This is a genomic window from Paenirhizobium naphthalenivorans (genome assembly GCF_007992095.1).
GTDB lineage: Bacteria > Pseudomonadota > Alphaproteobacteria > Rhizobiales > Rhizobiaceae > Allorhizobium > Allorhizobium naphthalenivorans.
The window spans coordinates 23,140-45,675 of the sequence record NZ_BJZP01000006.1 but is presented as its reverse complement, the minus strand read 5'-3'; the positions used below and the strand labels follow the sequence as shown (position 1 = coordinate 45,675).

Genomic DNA, 22,536 nt, shown 5'->3' with positions numbered 1-22,536 from the left:
ACAAATAAAGGCCACCGGGTTCGCGGTCGGAACCCGGTGGCCTTTGCATACGACGCTTTTCAATCCTCAGGCGGCGAGAATGACCTTCATCGCCTTTTCACGTGCGGCATTGCCGAACACCTCGTAGGCCTCGAGGATCTGGTCGAGCGTGAAGCGATGGGTGATCAGCTTGCTCGGGTCGAACTTGCCGGCCTGAACCGTCTTCAGCAGCATCGGCGTGGTGTTCGTGTTCACAAGCCCCATCGAGATGTTGATGTTCTTGATCCAGAGATCCTCAATGTGCAGTTCCACCGGCTTGCCGTGCACGCCGACATTGGCGATCTTGCCGCCGGCCGAGACGATCTTCTGGCAAGTGTCGAAGGTCGCAGGCACGCCTACCGCCTCGATCGCCACATCGACGCCCTGACCGTTCGTCATCGCCATGACGCCGGCCACGACATCGTCAGCGCCGACTTGAAGCGTGTCGGTGGCGCCGAACTGCCGGGCGAGCGCCAGGCGCGCCGGGTCCATGTCGATCATGATAATCTTGCCGGGCGAGTAGAACTGCGCCGTCAGCAGCGCCGACATGCCCACCGGTCCCGCACCGACGATGGCGATCGCGTCACCGGGCTTGACCCCGCCTGCCTGCACACCGATTTCAAGACCCGTTGGCAGAATATCGGAGAGCATGACCAGGGCCTCCTCATCCGCGCCCGCCGGGATCGGATAAAGCGAGTTGTCGCCGTGGCGAATGCGGACGTATTCGGCCTGCGTGCCGTCGATCGTGTGGCCAAGCTGCCAGCCGCCGTCGTCGCAATGGGAATAAAGCTGCCGCTTGCAGTTCGGGCAGGAGCCGCAGGAGGTGATGCAGGAAATCAGGACGGCATCGCCCTTCTTGAAATTGCGGACCGCACTGCCGACGTCGTCGACGATCCCGACGCCTTCATGGCCGAGCGTCCGTCCCTCGGCCACGGTCGGCACGTCGCCCTTCAGAATGTGCAGGTCGCTGCCGCAGATCGTCGTTTTCGAGATCTTCACGATCACGTCGGTCGGTTCCAGGACAACCGGCTTCGGCTTTTCGACCCAGTCCTTTTGGCCCGGTCCCTTGTAGACAAGTGCTTTCATAAGATCCTCCATGGGGGGCATGCCTTTCAGCATGATGTTGCAAAGATTACACAAACCGGCCTCCTGTCCGGGTAGCGGAGTGCGAGATGACACCCGGGCCGACCTTAGAGGAACGGATGGAACCAGCGCAGGCCGAACGCTGATCCAAACCGGAAAACACTGATCCAAACAGGAAGCAAACCACACTGCGCTGGGTTTTTCTCCTCCAGAATGGAGCGGGTTTAGACAAATTCGGTCGAGTTCCGACGTATCGGCGTCACAGACGCGCCGGACGATTGCGCAACGTCTGGAAAGGGCTCTCGCCGAAGCGCCGACGGTAGCCGGCAGTCATCGCGGTCAGGTTCACATAACCCCGTTCCGCCGCGATCGAGGAAACCGTCTCACCGGGAAGGGCCTCTTCCAGCGCCCTTCGCAAACCGTCCAGCCGTTGCGCGGTCAGGTAGTCGTGAGGTGTAATGCCGCGGAACCGGCGGAACCCTTCGGAAAGACTGCGCGCGGATATCCCGAGTTGCGAGGCGATGTCGGTGACCGTCGGTGCCTTATGCGCCTGTTCCTTCATCAGCTGTTCCGCCTCACGCACGTATCGCGGTGCGGCACTTCGCGCACCAGTTTCCAAGTTGAGTCCGGAACATTCAGCCCAGCCGCGCAACAATTCCAGACAGAGGGTTTCCTCCATCCGCTTTTCCATCAGCGGACTGGCGATACCGTCGCTCTGGGCGTCGACGGATCGTGTCGCATAATCCAGAAGGGACAGCCAGGCGGAATGCCCGCAGCCGAAAACCAACCGCCTTTTCCAGAGATCGTCCTCAGGCACGAAGCCATACCATCGCTGGGCTGTTTCCTCCATCAGCTTGTGGGGTATGGTCAGGTTGAACTGGAGATCGTGTCCATCCGCAACGTTCCAGTAATCCGTTCGGCTGCAATCGACGACATAACTGTCTCCGGGTCGCGTATCGACACTGGCGCCATCGGAAAGCGGGTGGCGCACACTTCCCCGCATGGTGTTCACGACGATGATGTTGCCCGAGGAGGAATCGAACTCATCGGCCTTCGTTGGCACGCCGAAACAGAAGCGGCTCAGAATTATTCTACCGATCGACAATGTCCGCAGCGTGGCATTCGGATCTGCGCCCTCGACAAGCGGCCGCGCGGCAAGGGGCATATAGACCCGATTGCAGAATGCGTTGACCTCTGCCCACTCGCGCGAAGCATTCAGTCTTCCGCTCAGGAGCGGTTGGCCTTGCGCGTCATAAAGCAGCGCATGTTCCAGCACTCTTGTCTCCTCCTCCAAATCCCTCAAGCATTGTGCCCGGAAGTATGGATATTGCAACAAGCAGTTCGACAGCGTGCGCCTCCCCTCCCCGTCATGGCCGCAATGCTTTCAACATAGGCAGGACGGAGAACCTACCCTGTTCGGCCTTACGGGTCAGGTCGCGGAGATAACCGCCCGGCGAGCGGATCGCCTCGGCCCGTTCGAGGATGGCCGCGATGGTGATCGCCGCTGCGGTCTCGCCCATGGCGCCGCGCGCCGCTTCCCAGGCGCTCGGGCTGATGCCTAGCATGGTGCGGACGATTTCGGCGGCGATCGCGACATCGCGCCAGGTTTTCACTCCACCTTTGGCGTAATCGGCGATCTGTGGGCAGATGCTGAGGAACTCCTTGAGCCCGATGCCCACGGATTTGCGCTCCGGTGCTTTCCTCATATTCTCGTTGTCGGTCGCCGCCGCACCTGTATTAATTCTTTGGCCGTCTATATCAAAAGATGGGTCTGTGTTTGAATTCTGAATATGGCGCTCATTATCGGACTCATTGGCGCTCATTTCTTCCTCAGTCAGCGAATTGAGGTAGCTGTTCTCCACCTCGGTCCGCAACCGCATCAGTCCGTCACGGCGGCGTTCCAGGTCGGCAAAGGCGCCGTTGCGCTGCACGCGCCCGGACAAATCGGCGAGGCGCTCGGCAAGCGAAAGCCAGTCACCGGCACGCTGCTCGGAAAGTCCCGCCTCGATGATCTTGGAAATGTCGCGCAGGTGCAGCGTGATCTCGGCCCGCAGGACAGCGATCCGGCGTGCCTCCTCGCGGGCGGCGTCGGCTCTTGCAAAGATCTCGGCAGAACGCAGCGCCAGCGGCGCCAGATCGAAACCAAAGGCCGTCTCGACCTGACCATGGTCGTCGCGACGGCAGAAGCGCTTGCCGTTCGCGCTGTCACGGCGAAAAATCAGCCCCGCCTCGACCAATGCCGCCAGATGGCGTCGAAGGGTCGCCGGAGACATGCCGCGCGCGCGGATCGACAGCTCCGCATTGGAGGGAAAGACGATGATGGGGCTGCGCCCGTCGAGCTCACGTTCCTGGTGAAAGCTGGTCAGCGCCTCGAGCACGGCGATCGAACGATCCGACAGGCTATAAGCCTCGCGCGCCTCGGTCAGCGCACGAATCAGCCGCCATTTCTCCGCCCGGCCGGTCTCGTTTCCGCCCTCGCCCCGTCCAAGTCTCTCCTGACGCCGCGCCATCTCGGCACGAAGGGCGAAATCACGCGCGCGAACAGGCGCGCCGCCAAAAGGCGTCGTTGCCAGTCTCTCCATCTTTCCGTCTCCTTCCGGAGGCAAGTCCGGCCCGGATACGGCACGCATACAGCCATAAGAAATCAATCCCGAAGGCGGTGCAACCCGCCCGAGTCTTGACTTTGGCCGTCGGAAGTGATTCTCTAGAACTGCTTAGATTGAAGAGGGCTTCCAGGACGGTGACGTTTTGGGGGCCTTTTTTCTTGCTCTCGTGGTTTCCTTTCGAGGTTCAGTCCAGTCGTCTCGCCGCTTTCGCGGCCGTCTCTGCGCTTGCCTTGAGGTTGGCGCGGCCAGAGGCCGTCAATTCTCCTCACGCTTGCGCAGGAATTCATCGTAACGGAGCGCCAGGAGCCCCGCAGCCTCATCGACGAAGGCGGCATCGGTGCCGGTGGCAAACTCGATGCGTGGCGCCTTGCCGTCGCGCCGAAGCCAGGCGAAAACACGGCCCTTGCCGTCTTTCAGTTCCTCGGCTGCTGGCACTTCCGGCTTTGCCCGCCGGTCAAGCCGGGAAAACAGCATCTGGAACCGCGTATCGCTATCGACCGCCTTGAAGGCTTCCGAATAGATCACATCGACCGCAATTACCTGTTTGGCCTCGCTCTTAAGAATTTCGCCGAGCTTCATCCAGCGATCACGTCCGGCCTTCGGCGCCGGGCCGATCGCGCGGATGAAACGCTCCGGCACGCCCTCCACCACCTGCAACAGCCGCGACAGTTCGCTCTTCTGCACGGCGAGCGCATCGCCGATGACCTTGCGGTCAAAGCCGCGGGCGGCGAGGTTTTGGGCAAACAGGCCGCGTTCGATAAAGGACAGATTGCGTCGCTCGGCGTTTTCCTTACCCTGCGCCAACACCAGCTCGGCGTCGGACAACGGCCGTACGATCGCCTTGACCTCGCGCCCGAGACGAATGGCCGCTTTCACACGGCGATGCCCGTAGGCGGTCTGGAAGACCCCTTCCCGCTCTGGATGCGGGCGAAGCAGCACCGGCACCTGCTGACCGCTTTCCCGCACACTCTCAACCAGGCTGGCGAAATCGGCATCGTCGGCGCCGTCGATCGTCAGCCGGTCCTCGACGAAAGAGGCCTCGATGCGGGCCGGATCGACGGAGACCACGCGCTCGCCCTCGAGCAGCGCCTGACGAAGCGCGCGGGCCTCCTCCGCCTCGCGGGTGATCGCATTGAGCGACAGTCCCATCGCCTTGACGGCGCTGGAGGCGCTGCGCGGGGCGGGCTCCCCCTGCCCTGCCCCGGCATGACCCGCCTCGTCCGGCTGGCCCGCCTGCGGTGGCATGGACTTGACCTCCGGCGCGCGAACGCCAGAGGGCGCGGCCGGCGCAAGCCCGCCACCGAACAATGCCTTCAATTCGTTCTTCCGGCTTACCGCCATGGCAATCGTCCTTCCCTAGTCCTAGCGCCTCCAGGCCTCATGGATCAGTGCCGCGATCTCGCCATTGACGGCGTTCATCGCTTCCACGGCCCGGTCATAGGTCGCCCGGGTGAAATTCTCGCGCCCCACTTCGTAAAGCGTCTGCTTGGTCAGGCCCGCGTCAGAGACCGCCGTCGATTTCAGCATGGGCGCGGTCAGCACCCGGTCGCCGAACAGCGAACGCATGAAGCCGACGATCTGCGCCTGCGGCCCGTCGTTCGGCTCGAAGCGGGTGACGAGATAGCGCAGAAAATCGAAGTTCAGCGTGCCGCCCGCCTCGCGCACCACCGACAAGAGATCCGAGGTCATGAACAGGAACTGGTTCATCGAGGCGACGTCGAGCATCTGTGGATGCACGGTGACGATGACCGAGGTCGAGGCGCAGAGCGCCGAAAGCGTCAGGTAACCAAGCTGCGGCGGGCAGTCGATCACCACGACGTCATAATCGTCCTCAACGGTCGAAAGTGCCGCCTGGATGCGGGCGAAGAACAACGGGCCGGCATCCTGCCCGCTTTGCCGGCGGGCGAGCGCCTGCGGCGTCACATGCTCGAATTCCTGGAGCTCGATATTGCCGGGCACCAGATCAAGACCGGGGAAATAGGTCTTGCGGATGATTTCCGACAGCGGGCGCTGGTCCTCGTCATAGCGGATCGCGCCATAGAGCGTGTCATTGCCGGTGAGGTCGAGTTCCGGCTGGTACCCGAACAGCGCCGAGAGCGAGGCCTGCGGGTCGAGGTCGACGGCCAGAACACGGTGGCCGGTCAGCGCCAGATATTGCGCCAGATGCACGGCGGACGTCGTCTTGCCGGATCCGCCCTTGAAATTGGTCACCGAGATGACCTGCACATGTTCACCCGCAGCGGCGTCGCGGCGCGGCAGATAGGCGCGCGCCTTGGCGGCATTGCCTTTGGCGAGCGCCTGCTCGGCGAGATACTCACGCAACGCATTAATGTCGGACAGCGAATAGAAGCGTCGGCCGCCGGCGCCGGTTTCGGGCTGGGGCCCCTCCCCTGCCAGCGACAGCTGGCGCAGATAGCCATCGGAGACGCCGATCAGCTTGGCCGCCTCGCCAGAGGAGAAAGCACGCAGCGTCTTCATCGACGCGGGCGGAAAGAGCCGCTCGCGCATGGCCTTCAGCTGCTCGGAGAGCGCGCGGGCATCGGCGGCGATCGCCAGATCCGCCGCCGGCGGGGTCGATGCCGTGTTCTTCTGCGCCAGATTGTCTTGCGTCATGGACGCCATCGTCTTTACTCTCCAGTGATCCTCGGCGCTGTCTTTGGCGCCCGCATCAAGGACGCGTCGTGCGCCCGGCCTGCGATTCTCTTGGCGGATCTTATACGCTGCTGGCCGTCACTTACAGACCCGGTTCTCGCTTACGCATAATACGAAAATATCCGCCTCTTTCCGTTACAGGGTGAGGGAGCCTCCGAGTCGCGTCAAGAGGCTTTTTGGTTAAGAACAGGTTAACGCATTTCGCGCCCACCACTCGCTCTCCCGCAAGCGGCTTTGCCCTGCGAAACAGCCTAACCGCACTTGGCGAAGCGGGGAAATGCGAGCCAGTTCGGTTGAAACACAAGCGCTTTCGGTAAAGTTCTTCCCAGTATTCCGTCCCCCCGCTCCGCTGCCTCGTCATTCCCTACCTTTCGGTCCGTCCTGCGCTCGTGCTCAATCAGACCGCCCGGGCCGTGTTGACAGCTGTCAACAGCGACGACGGCCTATGGCCTGGGTCCACGGGGTCGCGGTTTCTGATCGATGGCTATCGCGAAGATTTGCCTTCCTATTCGGATCGCCGGGTGCATTACGCGCCGATGCTGAAGCGCCTGGTTTGGCATAGAATCGGTACACCAATCTCGACCTCTCCCCGGTCGAAGCCGTTTCGCCAAATTGGGAGGATCGTGTGCACCCGAAGGCCTCAAACAACGGCGCACCGCTGCGACGGCGCGCGAGCCGCCGCCCAGCAGGAACCTCGATGTCGGGCGCAAAGGCGTTTTGCGGCGCGGGCAGACCATCGAAACGGCAATGGCTATTGCGCTTTCCCCGATCGCTAAATCGAACACCCTTCGCTCGACTGCCGACCTGGCGCGCAACTTGGAAGCGCCCCGGCGCTAGACCCATTTCAGTCTTGTGAATATCAAAGCGACGCTCTCCTGCGGATTTGTCGCGACGTAACCCTCCGGTCCGCCGGCGCCCCGCCGCTCGCGTAGATGACATCCCAAGAAGAACGCCGGACGGGTGGCTGTGTCCGCGACCGGATCTCGTGTCCAGGACCGTGCCTCAATGGTAGCGGACCGGCTCCGCACCGGTGCCCGGGCAGGATGGTTCGCCCGCGTGAGGCCGACAGACTCTTGTCACTGCGGCCTTCCTTCTTTGATGAGCGCCTGACGCGGGCAGGCGCGTCATTGGAGATTATCGGGACATGGAGGAGGGCCAGCGACATCTGCCAGGATGACACGCACGGGGCCTGCCCGCGCTGTGCGCGCGATCTTCGAGGCTGAGACATTTTTCGGCGACCGCCTCGACACCGAGCTGTTCCCAGACGAGATCCCTGCCGGACCCTGCCATTGCGCCTGCACGTCCCTTTGCCAGGTCCGAGAGCGCCACCAGAGAAGGTGTTGACAGCTGTCAACCAGAGGCGACCGGCCGATAGCCCCGGCGAGTCTTGGCCGCGGCGAGGCGGGACAGCGCCTGCCACGCCTCCGCCTCGCAGGCAAAAAGCTCGACTCGTGTGCGACCGCGCGTGCCGATCCGCCCCCATTGGCGCAGGAGCGCCGCTCCGGCAAAGAGCGCCGGCTCGACTGACAGGACATAGAAGCGCGCCATGTTGCGGGTGGTATCGGTGCGGGTGAGAACGAGTGGTGATTGGCTGGACATCATGACAGGGAGAATGGCAAGGCGGCGCGCGACGGTCCAACGACTAATCGGAATCGGTCGGGCCGAACCGATTCAAGATGGTGATGAAACAGAACTCCAGGAAGCGACGCCGCGCTCGTCCCGTGACACCACTTCCTTTGCGCCTGTCACGACCAGCCGTGCCGATGTCTCGTTACGAAGTCCGGCAGGTGAGGTGAGGTGAGGTGAGGTGAGGTGAGGTGAGGTGAGGTGAGGTGAGGTGAGGTGAGGGCAATCCAGCCGCTGTTGACAGCTGTCAACACGGCCCATCCCGTGCCGCGACGAAGGATGTAGCGCCGGCTTCCCGCTAGAGCGCGTCCGTTGAACGCGGAATCGTGTTGAGGATTTCCCTGGCTGCCGAATTCTGATTCCATCGCTCTAACCGGTGATTTGGTCGGAGGCAATATGACCCGAGCTTTCAGCGATGATCTGCGTAGCCGCGTGCTGGCTGCGTCACGGGGTGGCATGTCGGCGCGTTCAGCGGCGGCCCGATTTGGGATTGGGATTTCAACAGCCATCGCCTGGATTGCGAGTGCGCGCGCTGGTCGGTTGACGCCTGCGAAACAGGGTCGGCGAGGTGGTTCACGGCTGGATGTCCACGAGGACTTCATCATCGGCATGATCGAAGAGGAAAAGGACATCACGCTCAACGAGATGGTTCTGCGATTGCGTGAAGAGAGAGCCGTTTTCATCGGCCGCAGCGCGCTTGACGTCTGGCTCCGCAAGCGCGGCTGGACATTCAAAAAAAGACCGCACATGCACTGGAGCAGGAGCGCCCAGACCTCCTGAAGCGTCGCCAGGACTGGTTCGACGGCCAGCTTGACCTCGATCCGGCGCGCCTTGTCTTCATCGATGAAACCGGCCTGAGCACGAAGATGTCTCGGCTTCGCGGACGGGCTCCTTGCGGAATGCGATGCCGCTCTCCGGTCCCACACGGGCACTGGAAGACGACGACGTTTACCGGAGCACTCAGGCTATCCGGTATGACCGCGCCCATGGTCCTCGACGGTGCGATGAACGGGGTCGCATTCCAGGCCTATGTCGAACAGGTCCTCATTCCAACCTTGGCGCCGGGCGACATCGTCATCATGGACAACTTGCCCGCACACAAGGCGGAGGGAGTGCGTCACGCAATCGAAGGCGCGAAATGCCGGTTGCTCTACCTTCATCCCTACAGTCCGGATTTCAATCCGATCGAGAAGGCCTTTGCGAAGCTCAAGGCTGTCTTGCGCGCCAAAGCCGAGCGAACGGTCGACGGATTATGGAATGCGGTCGGCCAGATCGTCGCCCTCTTCGAGCCCCAAGAATGCGCCAACTACTTCAAATCCTGCGGATATGACCCCGAGTAAAGTGGACGTGCTCTAGACAACGGTAGGTGTTTTCACAGTTCCGGCTGGGAGATCGAACGCCCCAACCAGTCCTTTGTGATTGTGCGATCCAGTCCCGATTGTTCCCAACCATGGCCGGTCCGAAGCAGGTGGAATTCGACGGCGGCGCCTACTGCGGTGAATTGGCTTGCCAGTCTCGGCGCGTCCTCGGGCGTCCGGCGGGGATCCTCGCTTCCCGCAATGATAAGCACAGGCAAGCCAGACAGATCTCGGGCGACCGTTTGCGAGAAAGGTGGTTGCGGGCGGAGAAGCATCGCGGCCCGAGCGACTTGCGGGTGACGGAAAGCCAGGGCGGCGGCCATCGTTGCACCGCTGGAATACCCCATGAGAACGACCTGGCGCCGAGCGGGCAACTGCTTAACCAGACGGACGTGCAATTCGTCGCACCGAGCCAATATTTCGGCATCGATCAGCTTGCCCTGGGGCCCTTTCGAAAAAAAGTGAACCCGCCCCCCGACGGGATGCTCCCTCTCCATCGCATCACGTCCGCGTTAGGTGCGACCTCTTCGGGAAAATCGCCCCAATCGTGTTCCGATCCGCCATTGCCGTGGAGACACAAAATGATCATTTATCGCCTTCCAAACCGGGCCGCAGAATCCCCAGCCGCCACATTGCCCGATAGATCATTGAACGACCAAGCTCGAGCTTTTTCTGCCGCTTCGGCAGGAGAGGTTCTGGCTTCGATGCGTTTGACGGCCGCCTCGACTCTCGTCGTGTCGCGCGGCTGTCTGCCAAGCAGCCTTCCCTTTGCCAGCAAGTTCCCCGTTCGGTCGCACGGGATCCGGTCCGCCCCTTCCATCCCGCGCAGCAACGAAGATCTCACCGATCCGCAGACGCCCCGAGCCTTGGCTCCTTGACCGCGCCGACGTTCTTATCCACGGCTCAGGGTCACTGGTTGAGCGGGGCTTTAGTCGAAGGTACGGTGATCCCATGGATTGATGATGACGGCGCCAGTCTCGGCGAAATCCGCGACATTGCGGGTGGCGACCGAGGCGCCACGCGAGACGGCGATCGCGGCGATCTGCGCATCGAACTGACTGATCGGTCGACCGATGGCCCGACGGTGGGCGGCGATGGCCGCATAGCTTTCGGCCGCGTCACGGTCGAAGGCGAGAACCCGTCCGGCGAGGTCCTCGGTGAAGATCGGCTTGACGGCGGCCTCGAGAGCCCGGCGCCTGCGACCTTCAGGAAGGAGCGCAAGCCCATAGAGAATCTCCGCCTCGGTCACGGCCGTGGTGAAAACGGAAGCCGCAGGCTGCGCCGCAAGCCAGGCAACGACCGCCGGGGCAGGGGCCGGCGCCAGAAGCTCGGACAGGACATTGGTGTCGAGGACGATCATTCGCCGAAGGCCGGCGCTTCGCGGATCGGCTCGCGCGGAGCGATCTCGAGTTCGACGCCTCCGAGCGCGGCGACACGCCGCCGGATCGTCTCGGCCAGATCGCTTCCATTCCGGCTCTCGGCCGAAAGCGCAACGCGCAGGATGTCGCGTGCCTCTTCCTCCATGGAGTGCCCACGGGTCGCCGCGCGCACCCTCAACCGCTGCTTCAGTCCGTCATCAAGATTGCGAATGGTAACGCTGGCCATCTGAGCCTCCTGTCATCAATGATTGCAATATAAGCGTTGATACCAGCGCGATCAAGGCGCGCGTTTCAGTGATGACAGATCGGGTTGTGAGATAAGCGGAGTCCCTGACCGACTTTGGCTCGGATGCTGGAAACAGGGGCGACCATGAGGAGCCGACTGCGCCGCAACCACAACCGCAAACTGGCTTTCGAGGCGAAACTGGTACTTGCCGCCATCCGAGCGGCTTGATGTCACGACGCTGATGAGGAGTTCGAGGGACCGCAGCCCAATATGTCAAGTCGGGCGTCTTCGATATGAATAGTCGGACGATGATCACCGGTTCCCCTCCATCGACTTCACTGCCGTATCGAAGAAAGCCGAAATCGAGATCTCGCTGGACGGGCAAGAGCGCGTGGCGGGACAATATCTTCTCCGAGCGGCTCTGACGGCCGATCAAATATGAGAGGGTCTATCTCCACGTTTACCAAAGCACGTTCAAGTTGGCTGCTAAATGAGAGTTTGCAACACCCGATGCCCACATTCTTCCGCCCGACCGGCAGGCGCCGGATCAGGCTTGCTTCAACGCGCTGACACCAATGATGGCGGCGGCATAAGCAAGGCGGAAATCTGCTTGGCGCAACACCGCACACTGTTCAGACAACCGAGCCATGTTTGTGAGCCTCTGTCGCAGTGGTAAGCTGAAATCTCGACCTCGCAGTCTTCGCCAACGGCTGCTGTCGCATGGAGGCTCTCAAAGCCCGGCGGCCTTGGTGAGATTGACCCTGAACCGGTCTCGACGTCGCTGATACCGCCGGGTCATTTCCGCCGTGCTGTGACCGAGTTGCTTCTGGACATAGCGCTCATCGACTTCGGCCGAGGAGGCGAGGCCGGCACGCAGCGAGTGGCCGGCGAACCTCATTGCCCGCTCGCCCTCCGGCAGATCGCCGCGCACACCGGCGGCAAGAGCCGCCTTCTTGACCAGCCGCGCCACCTCCTGGTCGTTGAGGCGGTCGGCGCCGACCGCCTTGCCTTGGCCCGTGACGCGGCGAAAGAGGGGGCCTTTGGCGAGTTTGGCGAACTTGATCCAGGTTTCGACGGCGGCAATCGGACAGGTGGCATCGGACGAACCGCGTCCGATCTCCACCTCGCGCCAACCGGTCTTGCCGCGCAGGGTCAACAGCACTCCCTTGTCGAGGATTTCGATCCAGCCGCGTCCGTCCTCACTCTGGTCCCGGCCAAGATCGAGCCCGGTGATTTCCGAGCGGCGTAGCCCCCCGGCAAAGCCGATCAGCAGCATGGCCCGGTCGCGAAGCCCGCGCAACGAGCCGCGATCGAGCGTCTCCAGCATGGCGATCAGATCCTCCGGCATCACCGCTTCCTTCTGACGGGGCGGGGCGGCGTGACGATTGCGGATGCCGGCCAGAACGGTGGCTATATGGCGGTCCTTGCGATCCAGGGCGAGGCCGCGCTGGGCGTAGTTCCACGACAGCGATGATAGGCGACGCGCGATGGTCGAGACTGAATTCGCCCGCATGCCCTTCTCGGCTGTCCCCGACGCGCAGGCGGTAATGTAGAGCCCGACGGTCTGGGGAGCGGGTGGCACCAGTGCCAGACCTTGCCGCCGGCACCAGGCCGCAAAATGTTTCCAGTCGCTGGCGTAGGCCCGGCGGGTATTGGCGGAGGAAGCCGCCTCGACGTAAGCGCGGGCGCGCTCGGTCAGATCCTGCAGATGGGCCAGCGGGGGAGGGGCGGTCGGCACCGACAGCTCCGCCGGCGAAACCGCACCATTCTCCCCCGTGCCGAGAGGCGGCGCTGAGTTCTCCTGAACGCGGTTTTCGGGGTTCTGCTCGATGATTTTGGTCATTTTCAACATAAAGAGCATAATGAACGATAATGCAAGATTATCGGTCATTATATAAGAAAGACAAGCTGTGCGGTTTTGGCCGACATAACTAGCATAAACTGCTCTCCTGATGTAGCTTTGCAGCCATGGATTCGCTTGCTGTTAACTCTGCTCCTACGACCGCACCACCGGCCTTGTTGCCGGCTTGGGCGCTTCCGCGCCGCCGCGATATAACTGAGGCGGACACTGGCTTCTACGCTGGTATCGCGCTGAAATCACTAGATGATCTTGTTCGTGGCGAACCCGTCTGGGCCGGATGTTGGCGAGAGCGCCAAGCGCTGAAATGCGCCGCGACGGCTATCCGTCTGATAGGCCGCAATGAGGATGAAGCGGCGCTTCGCGATGCGGTTCTGCTGACCACGGCTGGTGACGATCCGGGGCCGGCCGGGCGCGTTTTTTTGGCCTACAAATGGATCGCGGGTCGGAAACCCGGTTTTTCCTCGAAGGCGGTCGCCGAGTTGGTCGACCTTTTGGGATTGGCCTGGGACGACGGCCTTGCCTCCATCCCCGATCTGGTCGACTCTATAGTCCAGTCCGGACGGGCGGCACCCTTCGCCGTGGCGGACCTTGTGACCGCGATCCTTGCCGTCCGTCCGGATGCCGAACCACTCGCCTGGCCGCTCGCCGACATGCTGATCGCCACCTTGCTGAAATGGGACCGGCCCGTGCCGCTGCTGATGGCCGAGCGTTACGGTCCTGCCTTCCGGACGCTTGGCGGCAGGGGACGCGTGCGTCCCGGGGAGTCTGGCTTTCCGCGCGCGGTCTGCCTGGCGCTGGTCGAAGGGACGGGAGCGGCCTTGCGCTCGGCGAACGAGATTGCCCGGCGTGGGGACACGCTTCTGGCCGTGGCGCCGAAGGTTCGAACGAAGGGGGGCGACGCCGTGATACGCAGGCTGTTCGAAGAGGATGCTGTGCCGGCGACGGCGCCCGGTAGCCATCTCTCCCGCTGGGCCGCGACGAGACTGTTCGAACGATTGGAAGGCTTCGGCGCCGTCCGCGAACTGTCGGGCCGCCCCTCCTTCCGGATTTACGGGTTGTGACAATGGCTGGATCAAGCACAGCCAGAACGGATCGGGGCCGCAGCCGGAGGTCGGAGGATGAAATTCTCTTCGACCGGGAGCTGGAAGATTTGCCGCCGGAGCTGCGCTGGCGGGAATGGATGATGCGCATCGAGGCGGTGATCTTTGCGTCGAGCGAGCCGGTGACACGAGAGACGCTGGCGCGGGTTGTGGGAAAGGACTGCAGCATCGATCTGTTGATTGATGATCTGCGCGAGGAATTAAGTTCCCGGCCCTACGAGCTGGTGTCCGTCGCCGGCGGCTGGCAGCATCGAACGCGTTCGCGTTTTGGCGAAGCCATCCGTGCCTCGGCGGCGCCGACGCGGGGAGGGGCGGCGGCACTGTCGGAGTTCGAGGCGATGGTGCTGATGGCGGTCGGATATTTCCAGCCGGTCACGCGTGCCGAATTGTCGAAAATGTTTGGCAAGGAGGTCAGCCGCGATACGATCGGTTCGCTCCGCGGAGCAGGCTTCATCGCCTCTGGACCGCGCAGCCCGACAGCCGGCGCTCCCTACACCTATGTCACGACGAAACATTTCCTCTCCGCTTTCGGCATGGAAACGTTGCGCGCCCTACCCGACATCGAAGCATTGGAGGATGCGGGGTTGCTCAGCCGGCGCATTGAAGACGATTCCGTCAGGGAACAAGACCCAGAGCCCCTTGAGGATGAGTGAGTTTGAGGCGATGTCACGTCGACAGAGCCACGCTTCGCGAGACTGGCAATCACGGCGCTCCAGGCGATGCATGTGGTGCGAAAGGCCTGGTTGTTAACTCAGAAATCTGTCGGCGACCGAGACCGGCACTAAAACCGGCAAAATGATTGTTTCATCTTCTAACTATCATTATGTTCAGAAAGAAGAATTTAACGGCATAAAGATCGGCAAAATATGGTCAGCTTGGCGAGCATGGAACCCCTACTACCCGAAAGCAACCGGGACTTGGAAGATCTCGCGATAGAACTGACCTCCGCGGCCAGTCGCTTCGCAGCACGCCTGCATCCCATCATGCGGGCTTCGGTCGGCGATCTGGTGCGCTCAATGAACTGCTACTACTCAAATCTCATCGAAGGCCATAACACGCTCCCGATCGATATCGATCGGGCAATGGCGGGCGATTTTGCGCAGGAACCGGAGAAACGCAATCTACAGCTTGAGGCTCGCGCCCATATTGAGGTCCAGCAGCTCATCGACAGCGGCGAAATGCCGTTTCCGGTTCTGTCGCTTGAGGGTATTTGTTGGCTACACGGGGAGTTCTGCCGACGGTTGCCTGACGATCTTTTGATTGTCCGCAACCCAGACACGGGCGAGGAAATCAAAATGGTCCCCGGCAGGCTCAGAACGCGCCATGTCAAGGTGGGTGAGCATATAGCCCCGGAGCCTGACATGATCGAGCCGCTCCTTAAGCGGTTCGTCGAGGGCTATTCCCTCAAAATGCTTTCCAAGCTGCAAAAGATCATCAGCGTTGGCGCGTCTCATCACCGGCTGACATGGATCCACCCGTTCTTTGACGGCAACGGACGTGTCTCGCGACTGTTCTCGCATGCCCTTTTGCGAGACCTCGGGATCGGCTCGGAACTTTGGTCAGTCTCGCGGGGCCTTGCCAGAAATGAATCAGACTACAAACGCTTGCTGTCCCAAGCCGATCAGCCCAGGCGCGGTGATCTCGATGGACGGGGCAACCTCACGCAAGCGGGTCTCAGCGAGTTTACCGCCTTCTTCTTGTCGTGTTGCCTTGACCAGGTTGCGTTCATGGAGGAACTCCTCAAACCAGAGGAGTTGCTGAACCGCATCGAAATCTGGTGCAGCGAGGAAGTCCAAATGCAACGGCTTCCGAAAGGAAGCTGGCCATTGTTGCGCGAGGCCGTCCTCAGCGGGGAGTTTTCGCGGTCGCAAGTCCAGGCGCTGACGGGATACCAGGAGCGACAGGCACGAACGGTGCTATCCAGCTTGCTGAACTGTGGCGTCCTTACATCGGCCAGCGCAAAGGGAAAGGTCCGTCTCGGCTTCCCTATAGACATCATAGAGCGCTGGCTTCCGCGGCTTTACCCTGCGGTTCGCTAGTGCCAGCGGTTTATCGGCAACGCAATATCAAGCAGCATTCAGTTGAAGGCCGCTTGATATTGCGTTGCCATTAGCGAGACATGGGCTTCGAGAGGCGGACGGAGCTCGAAAGCGCGCACTTCGCGGGAGAAGTCGAACAGCCGCACCAGGCTCCATTCATGCCTTCGGGCATTTGCGACTTCCAGCTCGTTTCTCGAGATGTAGAAAGGCGTGCGCTCCCACCCGTTCGTCGTCTTCACTTCGATGAGGCGAGGCGATCCGTTCGGCGCGAAACTGGCAATATCATAACCGGCGCCATCACCGTTTTCCTGAGAAACCCAACGGACCTTCGCTGCCAGATCCCTTCGGCCTGAGGCTTGAAGATGCGCGCGTTCATGATGGAAAACACGCTCTTCGCCGGCTTTTCCAAGCGAGCGGTTTCTCTCATCCCTTCCCGCTACGTCAAATCTGCGAGCGATCGCCTCAAGCTGTAACAGTTCGGCCGGAGGGGGAGCATTCTGCATTGTCGGCGGCACGCCAAAGAACAGGGGCGGCGCATTAGCAAAACCCTGGGCAACCTCGGTTGCACTTGACGCCTCAAACGACGGGTTCTTCGCAAGCCATCGTGAAACGGCCTCCGCCAGCGCCATCTGTAAATTGAAGCGAGGTTGATAGCCGTTGATATACGGTAACCCGAAACCGACCAACGCGGCCGAGATATTGCAGTTCTTGAACTCGATCGAGCCCTTGGATCGGCCAAGGGACTGCTGCAGGGCCCTGTTGTTCATCGCCTTATTGTAGGCGCGACCGGCCAGATCATCCTTCAGCATTTTGAAGTAGACAGCGACGATGGCGTCGTTTTCCTGATCGGACCAATTTTCAGCGTTCATCCCGGCAAGCTATGCTGGACGGGGTGCTTTGTCATCAGGAATACCCGGCAGCTCAAATGTGTTGGGGCCATACGTCCGAGACAACCGGCTCAAGAGGTAGGCTTTTGCCCACGAAGTTGAGATCCCGCTAGGCAAGCATCTGCAGCCCGTGCTTCTGCACGAGCGAAAGGAGCTTCAGCGCCGGTCCGCTCGGGCGTTTGGCGCCAGTTTCCCATTTCTGGACTGTCGACTCGCTGGTGTTGAGATAGCGGGCAAAGACCGGCTGGCTGACATGATTGTTCTCGCGCAGCGCCTTGATCTCGCCAGGTGTCAGTTCCTGTGGAATGACAAGGCAGTCCTCGTCGAAGGTCCTCATCGTTTCCTTGTCGATGGTCCCGGCCGCAAGCATGCCTTCGACCGCACTGTGGATCGCCTCGAAGGCGTCGCTCTTGAACTTGCGCTTAGTCGCCATGGTCTATCTCCAACAGGGCGCCGATCTCGATTTCTGCCTCGAGGTCGGCTTTCGTCTTCTGACGATAGAGGTCGGCGAGCTTCCGGAAGGCCAGAAGCTCGTCGTCATCGATGTTCGCCCGATCCTTCTTGGCGAAGAGAAAGGCGAATACCCAGAACTCTCCGGCCTTTGCCAGAACTATTGAACGATGCATGTTGTCGTTGAGCCGCTTCTTGAAGACGCCTCCCCCGAGATCGTCGGCCTGTCCAAGGGCAACCTGACCGATTGCCTTCGACAACGCCTTGTCGGAGATGCGCGCCTTCTTCGCCGCCTTGGCAAACCACGCTGTTTTGAACACTCGTTCTGACATCGGTTTATATAGCACTAAGTGCTACATCCATCAAGATTTGAAAGGGAGAGCTATGCCGCCTCCCATACCTGATTCAGAATTCGGGCAGCAAGCGCGGCCTTGTCCTGCGGCAGGAACCGGCCGTAGTGCTGCTGCACCACGTCCGGCGTGTCCTGGATCGCATAGCTTGCCTGCTCGTAAGATCCTGTCTGCTTGAGGATATGGGTGGCCAGGATATCGCGAAGATTATGCGGGCCGTGCGGCAGCAAGCCCTTGATGGCGCCACGACCGGTATAGGGATTATAGATCCCATAGCGCTGGATCACGGTCCGCCACGCTTCGTAGAACTTGGCAGAGTCGTATGCCGCGTCCAGGCTGGTTGTCTTCACGGTCTTGACGAACAACGTGCCGGGATCTTTTGCCGGGCCGAGCAGCATGCCGCGATGACGATCGATATAGGCTTCAAGATATTTGTAGAGATCGAGCAGGTCCGGCAGGATTAGCCGGAACGGCTTTTGTCCGAAAAACGACGAGCTGGAATTCTTGAATGCAACCGACGGGATGAGCACTTCCCATCCGCTCTCGCGGTCGCTCCATCGCAACTCACCGCATTTCATGTCTTCAAGGCGGCGCTCGGACGTCGGGAAATGGCCGCGCGGGCAGACGCGAAGCTGGCGCAGATTCTTCTGCCGAAGCCCCAGATGCAGGCCGATTCGAAGTAACAGGAAGGAGCGTACTGCTTCCGCGGCCGCTCGGGGATAGAGGTCTTCGTCCGGGATGCGTTTCAAAATCTCGTCAGTGATCTTGCGATACTCCGCCAGTGGGCTGTCCGCTTCCAGAACCACCATGATCGGTTCGAAGGGATCGCGATGCACGCGCATCACCCGCTGGATCTCCTTGGAACGGTTGGCGGCGTGCCGATGAAACGCATCACAGGCGCCATCCCAGTCCTGGGAGGCGAACTCTATTTCCTCCGGCGCGATCAATCCTTCGATCGGCCTGACATTCTTCAAGAGTTCGGGATGCTGACGGATCCAGCCGACCTCGGAGCGCGACATTGCCTGAGCGATCATCAACATGTCCTCTTCCCACCTGGTATAGAAGCCACGGCGTTGCTCCCGCCATTGCAGGTACCAGTCCCAGACGCCGGGGAAGATAAGCAAACCAAAGGTCAACTGGCTGAGCGGGACACCGCGTCCTTTAACAGGACCGGCGGGGGAGGCTGCCAATGCCCCGAACATCAGGCCGAGGTGCTCGATTTTCTGCGACGCGGTCTCCTCGCCCCATACCCCGTTCCGTTGGAAGCCGATCGCCGTCAGTGTCGAGGTTTTGAACCGGATCAGATCAGCCATTTCCATTGACAGCCGAGGCGGCGCGTCAACGACTCCTGACAGGAGGTCGGGATCTTCGGCGGCCTCCGTAGCATCTGGATTGGCGCTGGCTGATAGCGAGGTCGATCGAGGCGATAGCGACCCACCGCCATAGGTGACGCCTGGAAAGCGAATGGCGTAACGCTGTTTGCTGGCTGCCGCCTGGTAGCGCCGATAGTCGGTCGAACCCGACACAATGACCCGGCGCACCCAGTCGACGATTTCTTCTCGTTTGCTAAATGGCAGCTTGTTGAAATCGTCGGGAAGGTGCAGTGAAATCCGGCGCCGCTCGGCTGGGCTAATATCACCAAGATCGTGACCATGGAGAGAGCGGGTCTGGTGTGGCAGCTTCGACTTGAAATATCCCTCTGGCAATCGATATCGCTGTTCGATGCGGGCGAGGATTTTGAAGCTTGCGACCGATCGCGGCACGCGATCGCCCTGGATCCAGGAGAGCAGCGTCTTGTGGTCGAACGTCTCATCTAGCCGAACGACGGCGCGATAAAGGGGCCAGTAGCTCTCGCCGAACCGGCGCATGTGATACACGAGCGCATCCTGAAATCCCGCGGGATCTTCGCTGGCTTCGAACAACGGGTCCGGTAACGGCTGGATGTGTCTTGGCTTCGGCCCTCTCGGCGCTGATCTGGGTTGGGCATTGAGAGCGTCATTGCCTCTTCGCTGCGGCTTTCTGGTGGAGGGCGAGTTGATCATCGATCCGCGCTGGTGAGGAACGTTCGATCGCGTGCTCCGACCTGAGAGGATCGTGTCTTCGGCCACGGGTGGTGCTCCGAGCCACCGGATGATCGCATCCAACGCAATGCGGAACTGCTTCTTCAAATCGGCGGTCAATTCGTCACCAATCCCACAGGCATCCACGATCGCGGTCCAGTCGATACGCCCGTTTAGCAAGGGCGGTGATTTGCGGTAGATGATGAGGCTGGTGAGATAGGGCTTGATGTTTTCCAGTGCCCGTTTCGACGCGACCGGCGCTATGCGCATATCGCAGAATTTTGAGATTTTTTCTTGAAAATGACGTGATGAAAAATCTTGTTTTGGCATGCTCTTATTCCGTTGCAATCGGCACCACTGCCGAAGGGAAGCGGAGATAGAAATTGCTGTTTAACAAATGATGCACTCGACAAAGCGAATGTCGACAATGGTGACATGCCACCGATATCCGCAGGGGCCCACGTGCCTACGTTAAGAAATGTTTGAGTTTTGTTGTCTCGACAATGTTCTAAAGTTGAAATCGGTAAATACAAAAGTTGCTATCATATTATAGAGTTTGTAAATTTGTTACTGAAATCAAACAAATTACTCTAACCACCGATAAGGGATACTTATCGATGGTTAGAGCGCCAACTAGTAATCATACCATGTGGCGAACTCAAGTATTCATATAGAGTTCGTTTAGGATTTCGTTTACCATAATTTCAATGGCTTACGATGTTTCGAAAATCAGCATGACAGCCTTGATGCGGCCGGCTTTCGACGCCGGCATCGCGCTCACGCGTCTCGACGAGCGCGTCGGCCGCTCGCCGGTCGGTCCGGGCTGGATCGAACGATCCCAATTCACAGACGCCTGTGCCTCGCTGTGGATCGACGGTGAACTCGTCCACCTCGAGGACCTGGTCCTCCACGACGCCACCCGCGATATCCGCACCCCGACCCACGAACTCACCATCGCCCGCGACGTATTACGCACCCGCCGGCGCATCGCTGCGCAGTCGCCGGATTGGGCCTTGTCCGCAGAGGGTATCCGAATTTTGCGACAGACGTGGGACATTAATCCGATCGGCGCCGGGGCGATGGAGCCGGCCGGCGTCAAGCGGACCGCGGCCGCTGCAAAAAATCCGGAAGGGGAGGGGGACGATGTCGAGGTCGTCGAGAACCTTCCGGGTGTCGATTACGCCGCGATCGACGCGGTGCTGGCCCGGTCGGAGGCGGCGATTGAACAAGCAAGAAAGCCCGGTCGGGCTTCGGCCGATACTCGCGAACGAGACCCTCTCGTCTATGATCTCGACTGGGACGAGGATTCGCGGCTCGACGAATGGCGCGGCGTGCTGTGCCAGGTCGAACATCTGCCGGCGGCGTTACAAGCCATCATCGCCCTCGACGCCTGGAACGAGCTTGCCGTCCTTCAGCATGCGCCATGGCTCGGCCGGCTGTTTGCCGCATCGATCCTACGAGAGGCCGGCATTACATCAGGCGCCCATCTCGCCGCCGTCAATCTCGGCCTCAAAACCATTCCCGTCGATCGGCGCCGGCATCGTGATCGGGAAACCCGATTGCTGGCCATCGCCCACGGTTTGCTGGCTGCCGCCGAGATCGGCATGAAGGAACATGACCGGCTGGCGCTGGCGAAGACAATGATGGACCGAAAACTGTACGGACGCCGGACATCTTCAAAACTGCCGGAGCTGGTCGAGCTGGTGATGGCGAAACCGCTCGTGTCGGCCGGGATGGTGGCGAAGACGCTCGACGTCACGCCGCAGGCGGCGCGGCGGATTGTTTTGGAACTGGGCCTTCGCGAGATGACGGGGAGGGGGAGGTTTCGGGCGTGGGGGATACTCTAACCTGCCAGAGAGTCTCGAAGCCGTATGTTCTTTCCAAAACGAGCTGGCGCAAATAGCTTTCGGACGCGATAGGTGACACTTGAGTAAAACGAAAGGGGAGGCATGGCGTCTACTTTACCAGCGGTAAAATTCGTGTGCTCCGGATGTGGGGCTACTATTCACACAGTCCTTGAGGAGGTGCCGGCCTACGACCTCATGGCGGATCGCGAATCAGACGCGCAGGGTTTTGTTGAACAAGCCGTTGAGTGCTCCGAGTGTGATCGACAGCTTTCCGTTGGGATCAGAAATACGGGCGCAGGTTTGGTAGACGCACTCCAGGATGAAAACACACCGGTTGAAGTGATCGATGATCCCACTCAGCGTCCAGATGACGAATGGGATACTGAAGCCTATCAGCGCGAAAACCTGCCAAATGACCCTGGGCAGATCTTTAAGTTTGCGACCTACGACATCGACTTTATTGCCGGCGAGGTGGAGAGCGGAGGCCATGGATCGGTTGCTGCGCTGAACCGCATGTTGCTGGTCCAATACTTTTCCGCGATCGAGGCGTATCTTAGCGACCGCCTGATCCGCCTGGTGCTCGACAATCCCAAATCCTTGGCAGCACTCGTTATCGGCAACAAGGAATGGGCCGGCGAAAAGATTAGTGTCGTTGAGCTTGCATCAAATGCACATGCTTTTCGCGACTGGGTGCACACGCGCTTGCGCGAGCTGATGTACCACAACTTCGTGAAGATCGATCAATACTATCGAAGTGCGCTCGGCTCTACGATATTTCCCGATGAAGCGACGAAAAAAGTACTTATGGAGTTCGTTCCTGTACGGCATGATTGCGTCCACCGTTACGGTCGCGATCACGACGGTCGAGAGCGTACAATAAGTAAAGTAGATCTTGATAAGCTGGGTAGCGCCCTTGAAAACATGGTCGCCCACCTTGAGGGATTGTTTGTCCGGCGGCGCACAAACGGGTGAGGCATTGTTGGGTGCCTGCATG

At 60.6% G+C, this 22,536-nt stretch carries 20 protein-coding genes and 1 pseudogene; 7 read left to right on the top strand and 14 right to left on the bottom strand.

The window, feature by feature from the left end:
• Window positions 1-66: 66 nt before the first annotated feature.
• The 6 genes from RNA01_RS08015 to RNA01_RS07990 all read right to left on the bottom strand — a co-directional run bounded on the left by RNA01_RS08015 (window position 67) and on the right by RNA01_RS07990 (window position 7,961).
• Window positions 67-1,104: a zinc-dependent alcohol dehydrogenase family protein gene (locus tag RNA01_RS08015; protein ID WP_147179455.1), complete on the bottom strand. Its 1,038-nt coding sequence runs from the start codon at window positions 1,102-1,104 to the stop codon at window positions 67-69.
• Between the two features lie 256 nt (window positions 1,105-1,360).
• A complete protein-coding gene (locus RNA01_RS08010) occupies window positions 1,361-2,377 on the bottom strand; it encodes an AraC family transcriptional regulator (protein WP_147179454.1) in 1,017 nt (338 codons plus the stop codon).
• Between the two features lie 91 nt (window positions 2,378-2,468).
• Window positions 2,469-3,683 (bottom strand): plasmid replication protein RepC, encoded by a 1,215-nt coding sequence (gene repC / locus RNA01_RS08005; RefSeq protein ID WP_147179453.1) that lies wholly within the window; start codon window positions 3,681-3,683, stop codon window positions 2,469-2,471.
• 279 nt (window positions 3,684-3,962) lie between these two features.
• Window positions 3,963-5,048 (bottom strand): plasmid partitioning protein RepB, encoded by a 1,086-nt coding sequence (gene repB, locus RNA01_RS08000; protein ID WP_147179452.1) that lies wholly within the window; start codon window positions 5,046-5,048, stop codon window positions 3,963-3,965.
• Window positions 5,049-5,069: 21 nt separating this feature from the next.
• Window positions 5,070-6,329: a plasmid partitioning protein RepA gene (gene repA, locus RNA01_RS07995; RefSeq protein WP_371864057.1), complete on the bottom strand. Its 1,260-nt coding sequence runs from the start codon at window positions 6,327-6,329 to the stop codon at window positions 5,070-5,072.
• A gap of 1,380 nt (window positions 6,330-7,709) precedes the next feature.
• The gene (locus tag RNA01_RS07990; RefSeq protein WP_147179450.1) at window positions 7,710-7,961 is read right to left on the bottom strand and encodes a WGR domain-containing protein; all 252 of its coding nucleotides are present in this window, start codon (window positions 7,959-7,961) and stop codon (window positions 7,710-7,712) included.
• 420 nt (window positions 7,962-8,381) lie between these two features.
• Here RNA01_RS07990 and RNA01_RS07985 point away from each other — a divergent pair.
• Window positions 8,382-9,325 (top strand): IS630 family transposase gene (locus tag RNA01_RS07985; protein WP_235916510.1). Its coding sequence is split into 2 segments (ribosomal slippage): window positions 8,382-8,718 and window positions 8,718-9,325, totalling 945 coding nucleotides; the frame shifts between segments, so codons are not numbered across the junction.
• A gap of 32 nt (window positions 9,326-9,357) precedes the next feature.
• Here RNA01_RS07985 and RNA01_RS24425 read toward each other — a convergent pair.
• From RNA01_RS24425 to RNA01_RS07970, 3 genes are all read right to left on the bottom strand, one after another.
• Entirely contained in the window at window positions 9,358-9,840 is a 483-nt protein-coding gene (locus RNA01_RS24425; protein ID WP_147179449.1) for an alpha/beta hydrolase, read from the bottom strand.
• Window positions 9,841-10,271: 431 nt separating this feature from the next.
• Window positions 10,272-10,703 (bottom strand): type II toxin-antitoxin system VapC family toxin, encoded by a 432-nt coding sequence (locus tag RNA01_RS07975; protein WP_147179448.1) that lies wholly within the window; start codon window positions 10,701-10,703, stop codon window positions 10,272-10,274.
• Window positions 10,700-10,948, bottom strand: a complete 249-nt coding sequence (locus RNA01_RS07970; RefSeq protein ID WP_147179447.1) for a FitA-like ribbon-helix-helix domain-containing protein — start codon at window positions 10,946-10,948, stop codon at window positions 10,700-10,702. Before RNA01_RS07970 ends, RNA01_RS07975 begins: the two co-directional genes overlap by 4 nt.
• Window positions 10,949-11,249: 301 nt before the next feature.
• Here RNA01_RS07970 and RNA01_RS24035 point away from each other — a divergent pair.
• A pseudogene (locus RNA01_RS24035) lies at window positions 11,250-11,541 on the top strand (IS3 family transposase); the annotation flags it as partial.
• Between the two features lie 137 nt (window positions 11,542-11,678).
• Here RNA01_RS24035 and RNA01_RS07965 read toward each other — a convergent pair.
• Window positions 11,679-12,791 carry a tyrosine-type recombinase/integrase gene (locus RNA01_RS07965; RefSeq protein WP_147179446.1) on the bottom strand — a complete coding sequence of 371 codons (1,113 nt, stop codon included), beginning with the start codon at window positions 12,789-12,791 and terminating at the stop codon, window positions 11,679-11,681.
• Between the two features lie 125 nt (window positions 12,792-12,916).
• On the opposite strand from RNA01_RS07965, the gene RNA01_RS07960 reads away from it, so the two are divergent.
• The 3 genes from RNA01_RS07960 (at window position 12,917) to RNA01_RS07950 (ending at window position 15,948) form a co-directional block, all read left to right on the top strand.
• Window positions 12,917-13,870: a DUF1403 family protein gene (locus RNA01_RS07960; protein WP_147179445.1), complete on the top strand. Its 954-nt coding sequence runs from the start codon at window positions 12,917-12,919 to the stop codon at window positions 13,868-13,870.
• 2 nt (window positions 13,871-13,872) lie between these two features.
• Window positions 13,873-14,562 carry an SMC-Scp complex subunit ScpB gene (gene scpB, locus RNA01_RS07955; protein WP_147179444.1) on the top strand — a complete coding sequence of 230 codons (690 nt, stop codon included), beginning with the start codon at window positions 13,873-13,875 and terminating at the stop codon, window positions 14,560-14,562.
• A gap of 264 nt (window positions 14,563-14,826) precedes the next feature.
• Entirely contained in the window at window positions 14,827-15,948 is a 1,122-nt protein-coding gene (locus RNA01_RS07950; RefSeq protein ID WP_235916508.1) for a Fic family protein, read from the top strand.
• Between the two features lie 38 nt (window positions 15,949-15,986).
• Here the strand turns inward: RNA01_RS07950 and RNA01_RS07945 are convergent, their stop codons facing one another.
• From RNA01_RS07945 to RNA01_RS07930, 4 genes are all read right to left on the bottom strand, one after another.
• Window positions 15,987-16,757 carry a protein NO VEIN domain-containing protein gene (locus RNA01_RS07945; protein WP_235916506.1) on the bottom strand — a complete coding sequence of 257 codons (771 nt, stop codon included), beginning with the start codon at window positions 16,755-16,757 and terminating at the stop codon, window positions 15,987-15,989.
• Between the two features lie 187 nt (window positions 16,758-16,944).
• Window positions 16,945-17,268 (bottom strand): helix-turn-helix domain-containing protein, encoded by a 324-nt coding sequence (locus RNA01_RS07940; RefSeq protein WP_147179441.1) that lies wholly within the window; start codon window positions 17,266-17,268, stop codon window positions 16,945-16,947.
• Entirely contained in the window at window positions 17,258-17,617 is a 360-nt protein-coding gene (locus tag RNA01_RS07935) for a type II toxin-antitoxin system RelE/ParE family toxin (RefSeq protein ID WP_147179440.1), read from the bottom strand. The genes RNA01_RS07940 and RNA01_RS07935 overlap by 11 nt, the downstream gene beginning before the upstream one ends.
• Window positions 17,618-17,667: 50 nt before the next feature.
• Window positions 17,668-20,025 (bottom strand): hypothetical protein, encoded by a 2,358-nt coding sequence (locus RNA01_RS07930; RefSeq protein WP_147179439.1) that lies wholly within the window; start codon window positions 20,023-20,025, stop codon window positions 17,668-17,670.
• A 368-nt stretch (window positions 20,026-20,393) separates the two neighbouring features.
• Here RNA01_RS07930 and RNA01_RS07925 point away from each other — a divergent pair, with 368 nt between their 5' ends.
• Together RNA01_RS07925 and RNA01_RS07920 are read left to right on the top strand one after the other, a co-directional pair.
• Entirely contained in the window at window positions 20,394-21,542 is a 1,149-nt protein-coding gene (locus RNA01_RS07925) for an RHE_PE00001 family protein (protein ID WP_170253403.1), read from the top strand.
• A gap of 195 nt (window positions 21,543-21,737) precedes the next feature.
• Complete coding sequence (locus tag RNA01_RS07920) at window positions 21,738-22,514, top strand: hypothetical protein (RefSeq protein WP_235916504.1); 777 nt, start codon at window positions 21,738-21,740, stop codon at window positions 22,512-22,514.
• Window positions 22,515-22,536: the final 22 nt, after the last annotated feature.

Excerpts from the sequence above, each read along its gene's own strand:
- RNA01_RS08015 (WP_147179455.1), bottom strand. The coding sequence starts at position 1,104 with ATGAAAGCACTTGTCTACAAGGGACCGGGCCAAAAGGACTGGGTCGAA.
- repC (WP_147179453.1), bottom strand. The coding sequence starts at position 3,683 with ATGGAGAGACTGGCAACGACGCCTTTTGGCGGCGCGCCTGTTCGCGCG.
- repB (WP_147179452.1), bottom strand. The coding sequence starts at position 5,048 with ATGGCGGTAAGCCGGAAGAACGAATTGAAGGCATTGTTCGGTGGCGGG.
- repA (WP_371864057.1), bottom strand. The coding sequence starts at position 6,329 with ATGGCGTCCATGACGCAAGACAATCTGGCGCAGAAGAACACGGCATCG.
- RNA01_RS07990 (WP_147179450.1), bottom strand. The coding sequence starts at position 7,961 with ATGATGTCCAGCCAATCACCACTCGTTCTCACCCGCACCGATACCACC.
- RNA01_RS24425 (WP_147179449.1), bottom strand. The coding sequence starts at position 9,840 with ATGGAGAGGGAGCATCCCGTCGGGGGGCGGGTTCACTTTTTTTCGAAA.
- RNA01_RS07975 (WP_147179448.1), bottom strand. The coding sequence starts at position 10,703 with ATGATCGTCCTCGACACCAATGTCCTGTCCGAGCTTCTGGCGCCGGCC.
- RNA01_RS07970 (WP_147179447.1), bottom strand. The coding sequence starts at position 10,948 with ATGGCCAGCGTTACCATTCGCAATCTTGATGACGGACTGAAGCAGCGG.
- RNA01_RS07965 (WP_147179446.1), bottom strand. The coding sequence starts at position 12,791 with ATGACCAAAATCATCGAGCAGAACCCCGAAAACCGCGTTCAGGAGAAC.
- RNA01_RS07960 (WP_147179445.1), top strand. The coding sequence starts at position 12,917 with ATGGATTCGCTTGCTGTTAACTCTGCTCCTACGACCGCACCACCGGCC.
- scpB (WP_147179444.1), top strand. The coding sequence starts at position 13,873 with ATGGCTGGATCAAGCACAGCCAGAACGGATCGGGGCCGCAGCCGGAGG.
- RNA01_RS07945 (WP_235916506.1), bottom strand. The coding sequence starts at position 16,757 with ATGCTGAAGGATGATCTGGCCGGTCGCGCCTACAATAAGGCGATGAAC.
- RNA01_RS07940 (WP_147179441.1), bottom strand. The coding sequence starts at position 17,268 with ATGGCGACTAAGCGCAAGTTCAAGAGCGACGCCTTCGAGGCGATCCAC.
- RNA01_RS07935 (WP_147179440.1), bottom strand. The coding sequence starts at position 17,617 with ATGTCAGAACGAGTGTTCAAAACAGCGTGGTTTGCCAAGGCGGCGAAG.
- RNA01_RS07930 (WP_147179439.1), bottom strand. The coding sequence starts at position 20,025 with ATGCCAAAACAAGATTTTTCATCACGTCATTTTCAAGAAAAAATCTCA.
- RNA01_RS07920 (WP_235916504.1), top strand. The coding sequence starts at position 21,738 with ATGGCGGATCGCGAATCAGACGCGCAGGGTTTTGTTGAACAAGCCGTT.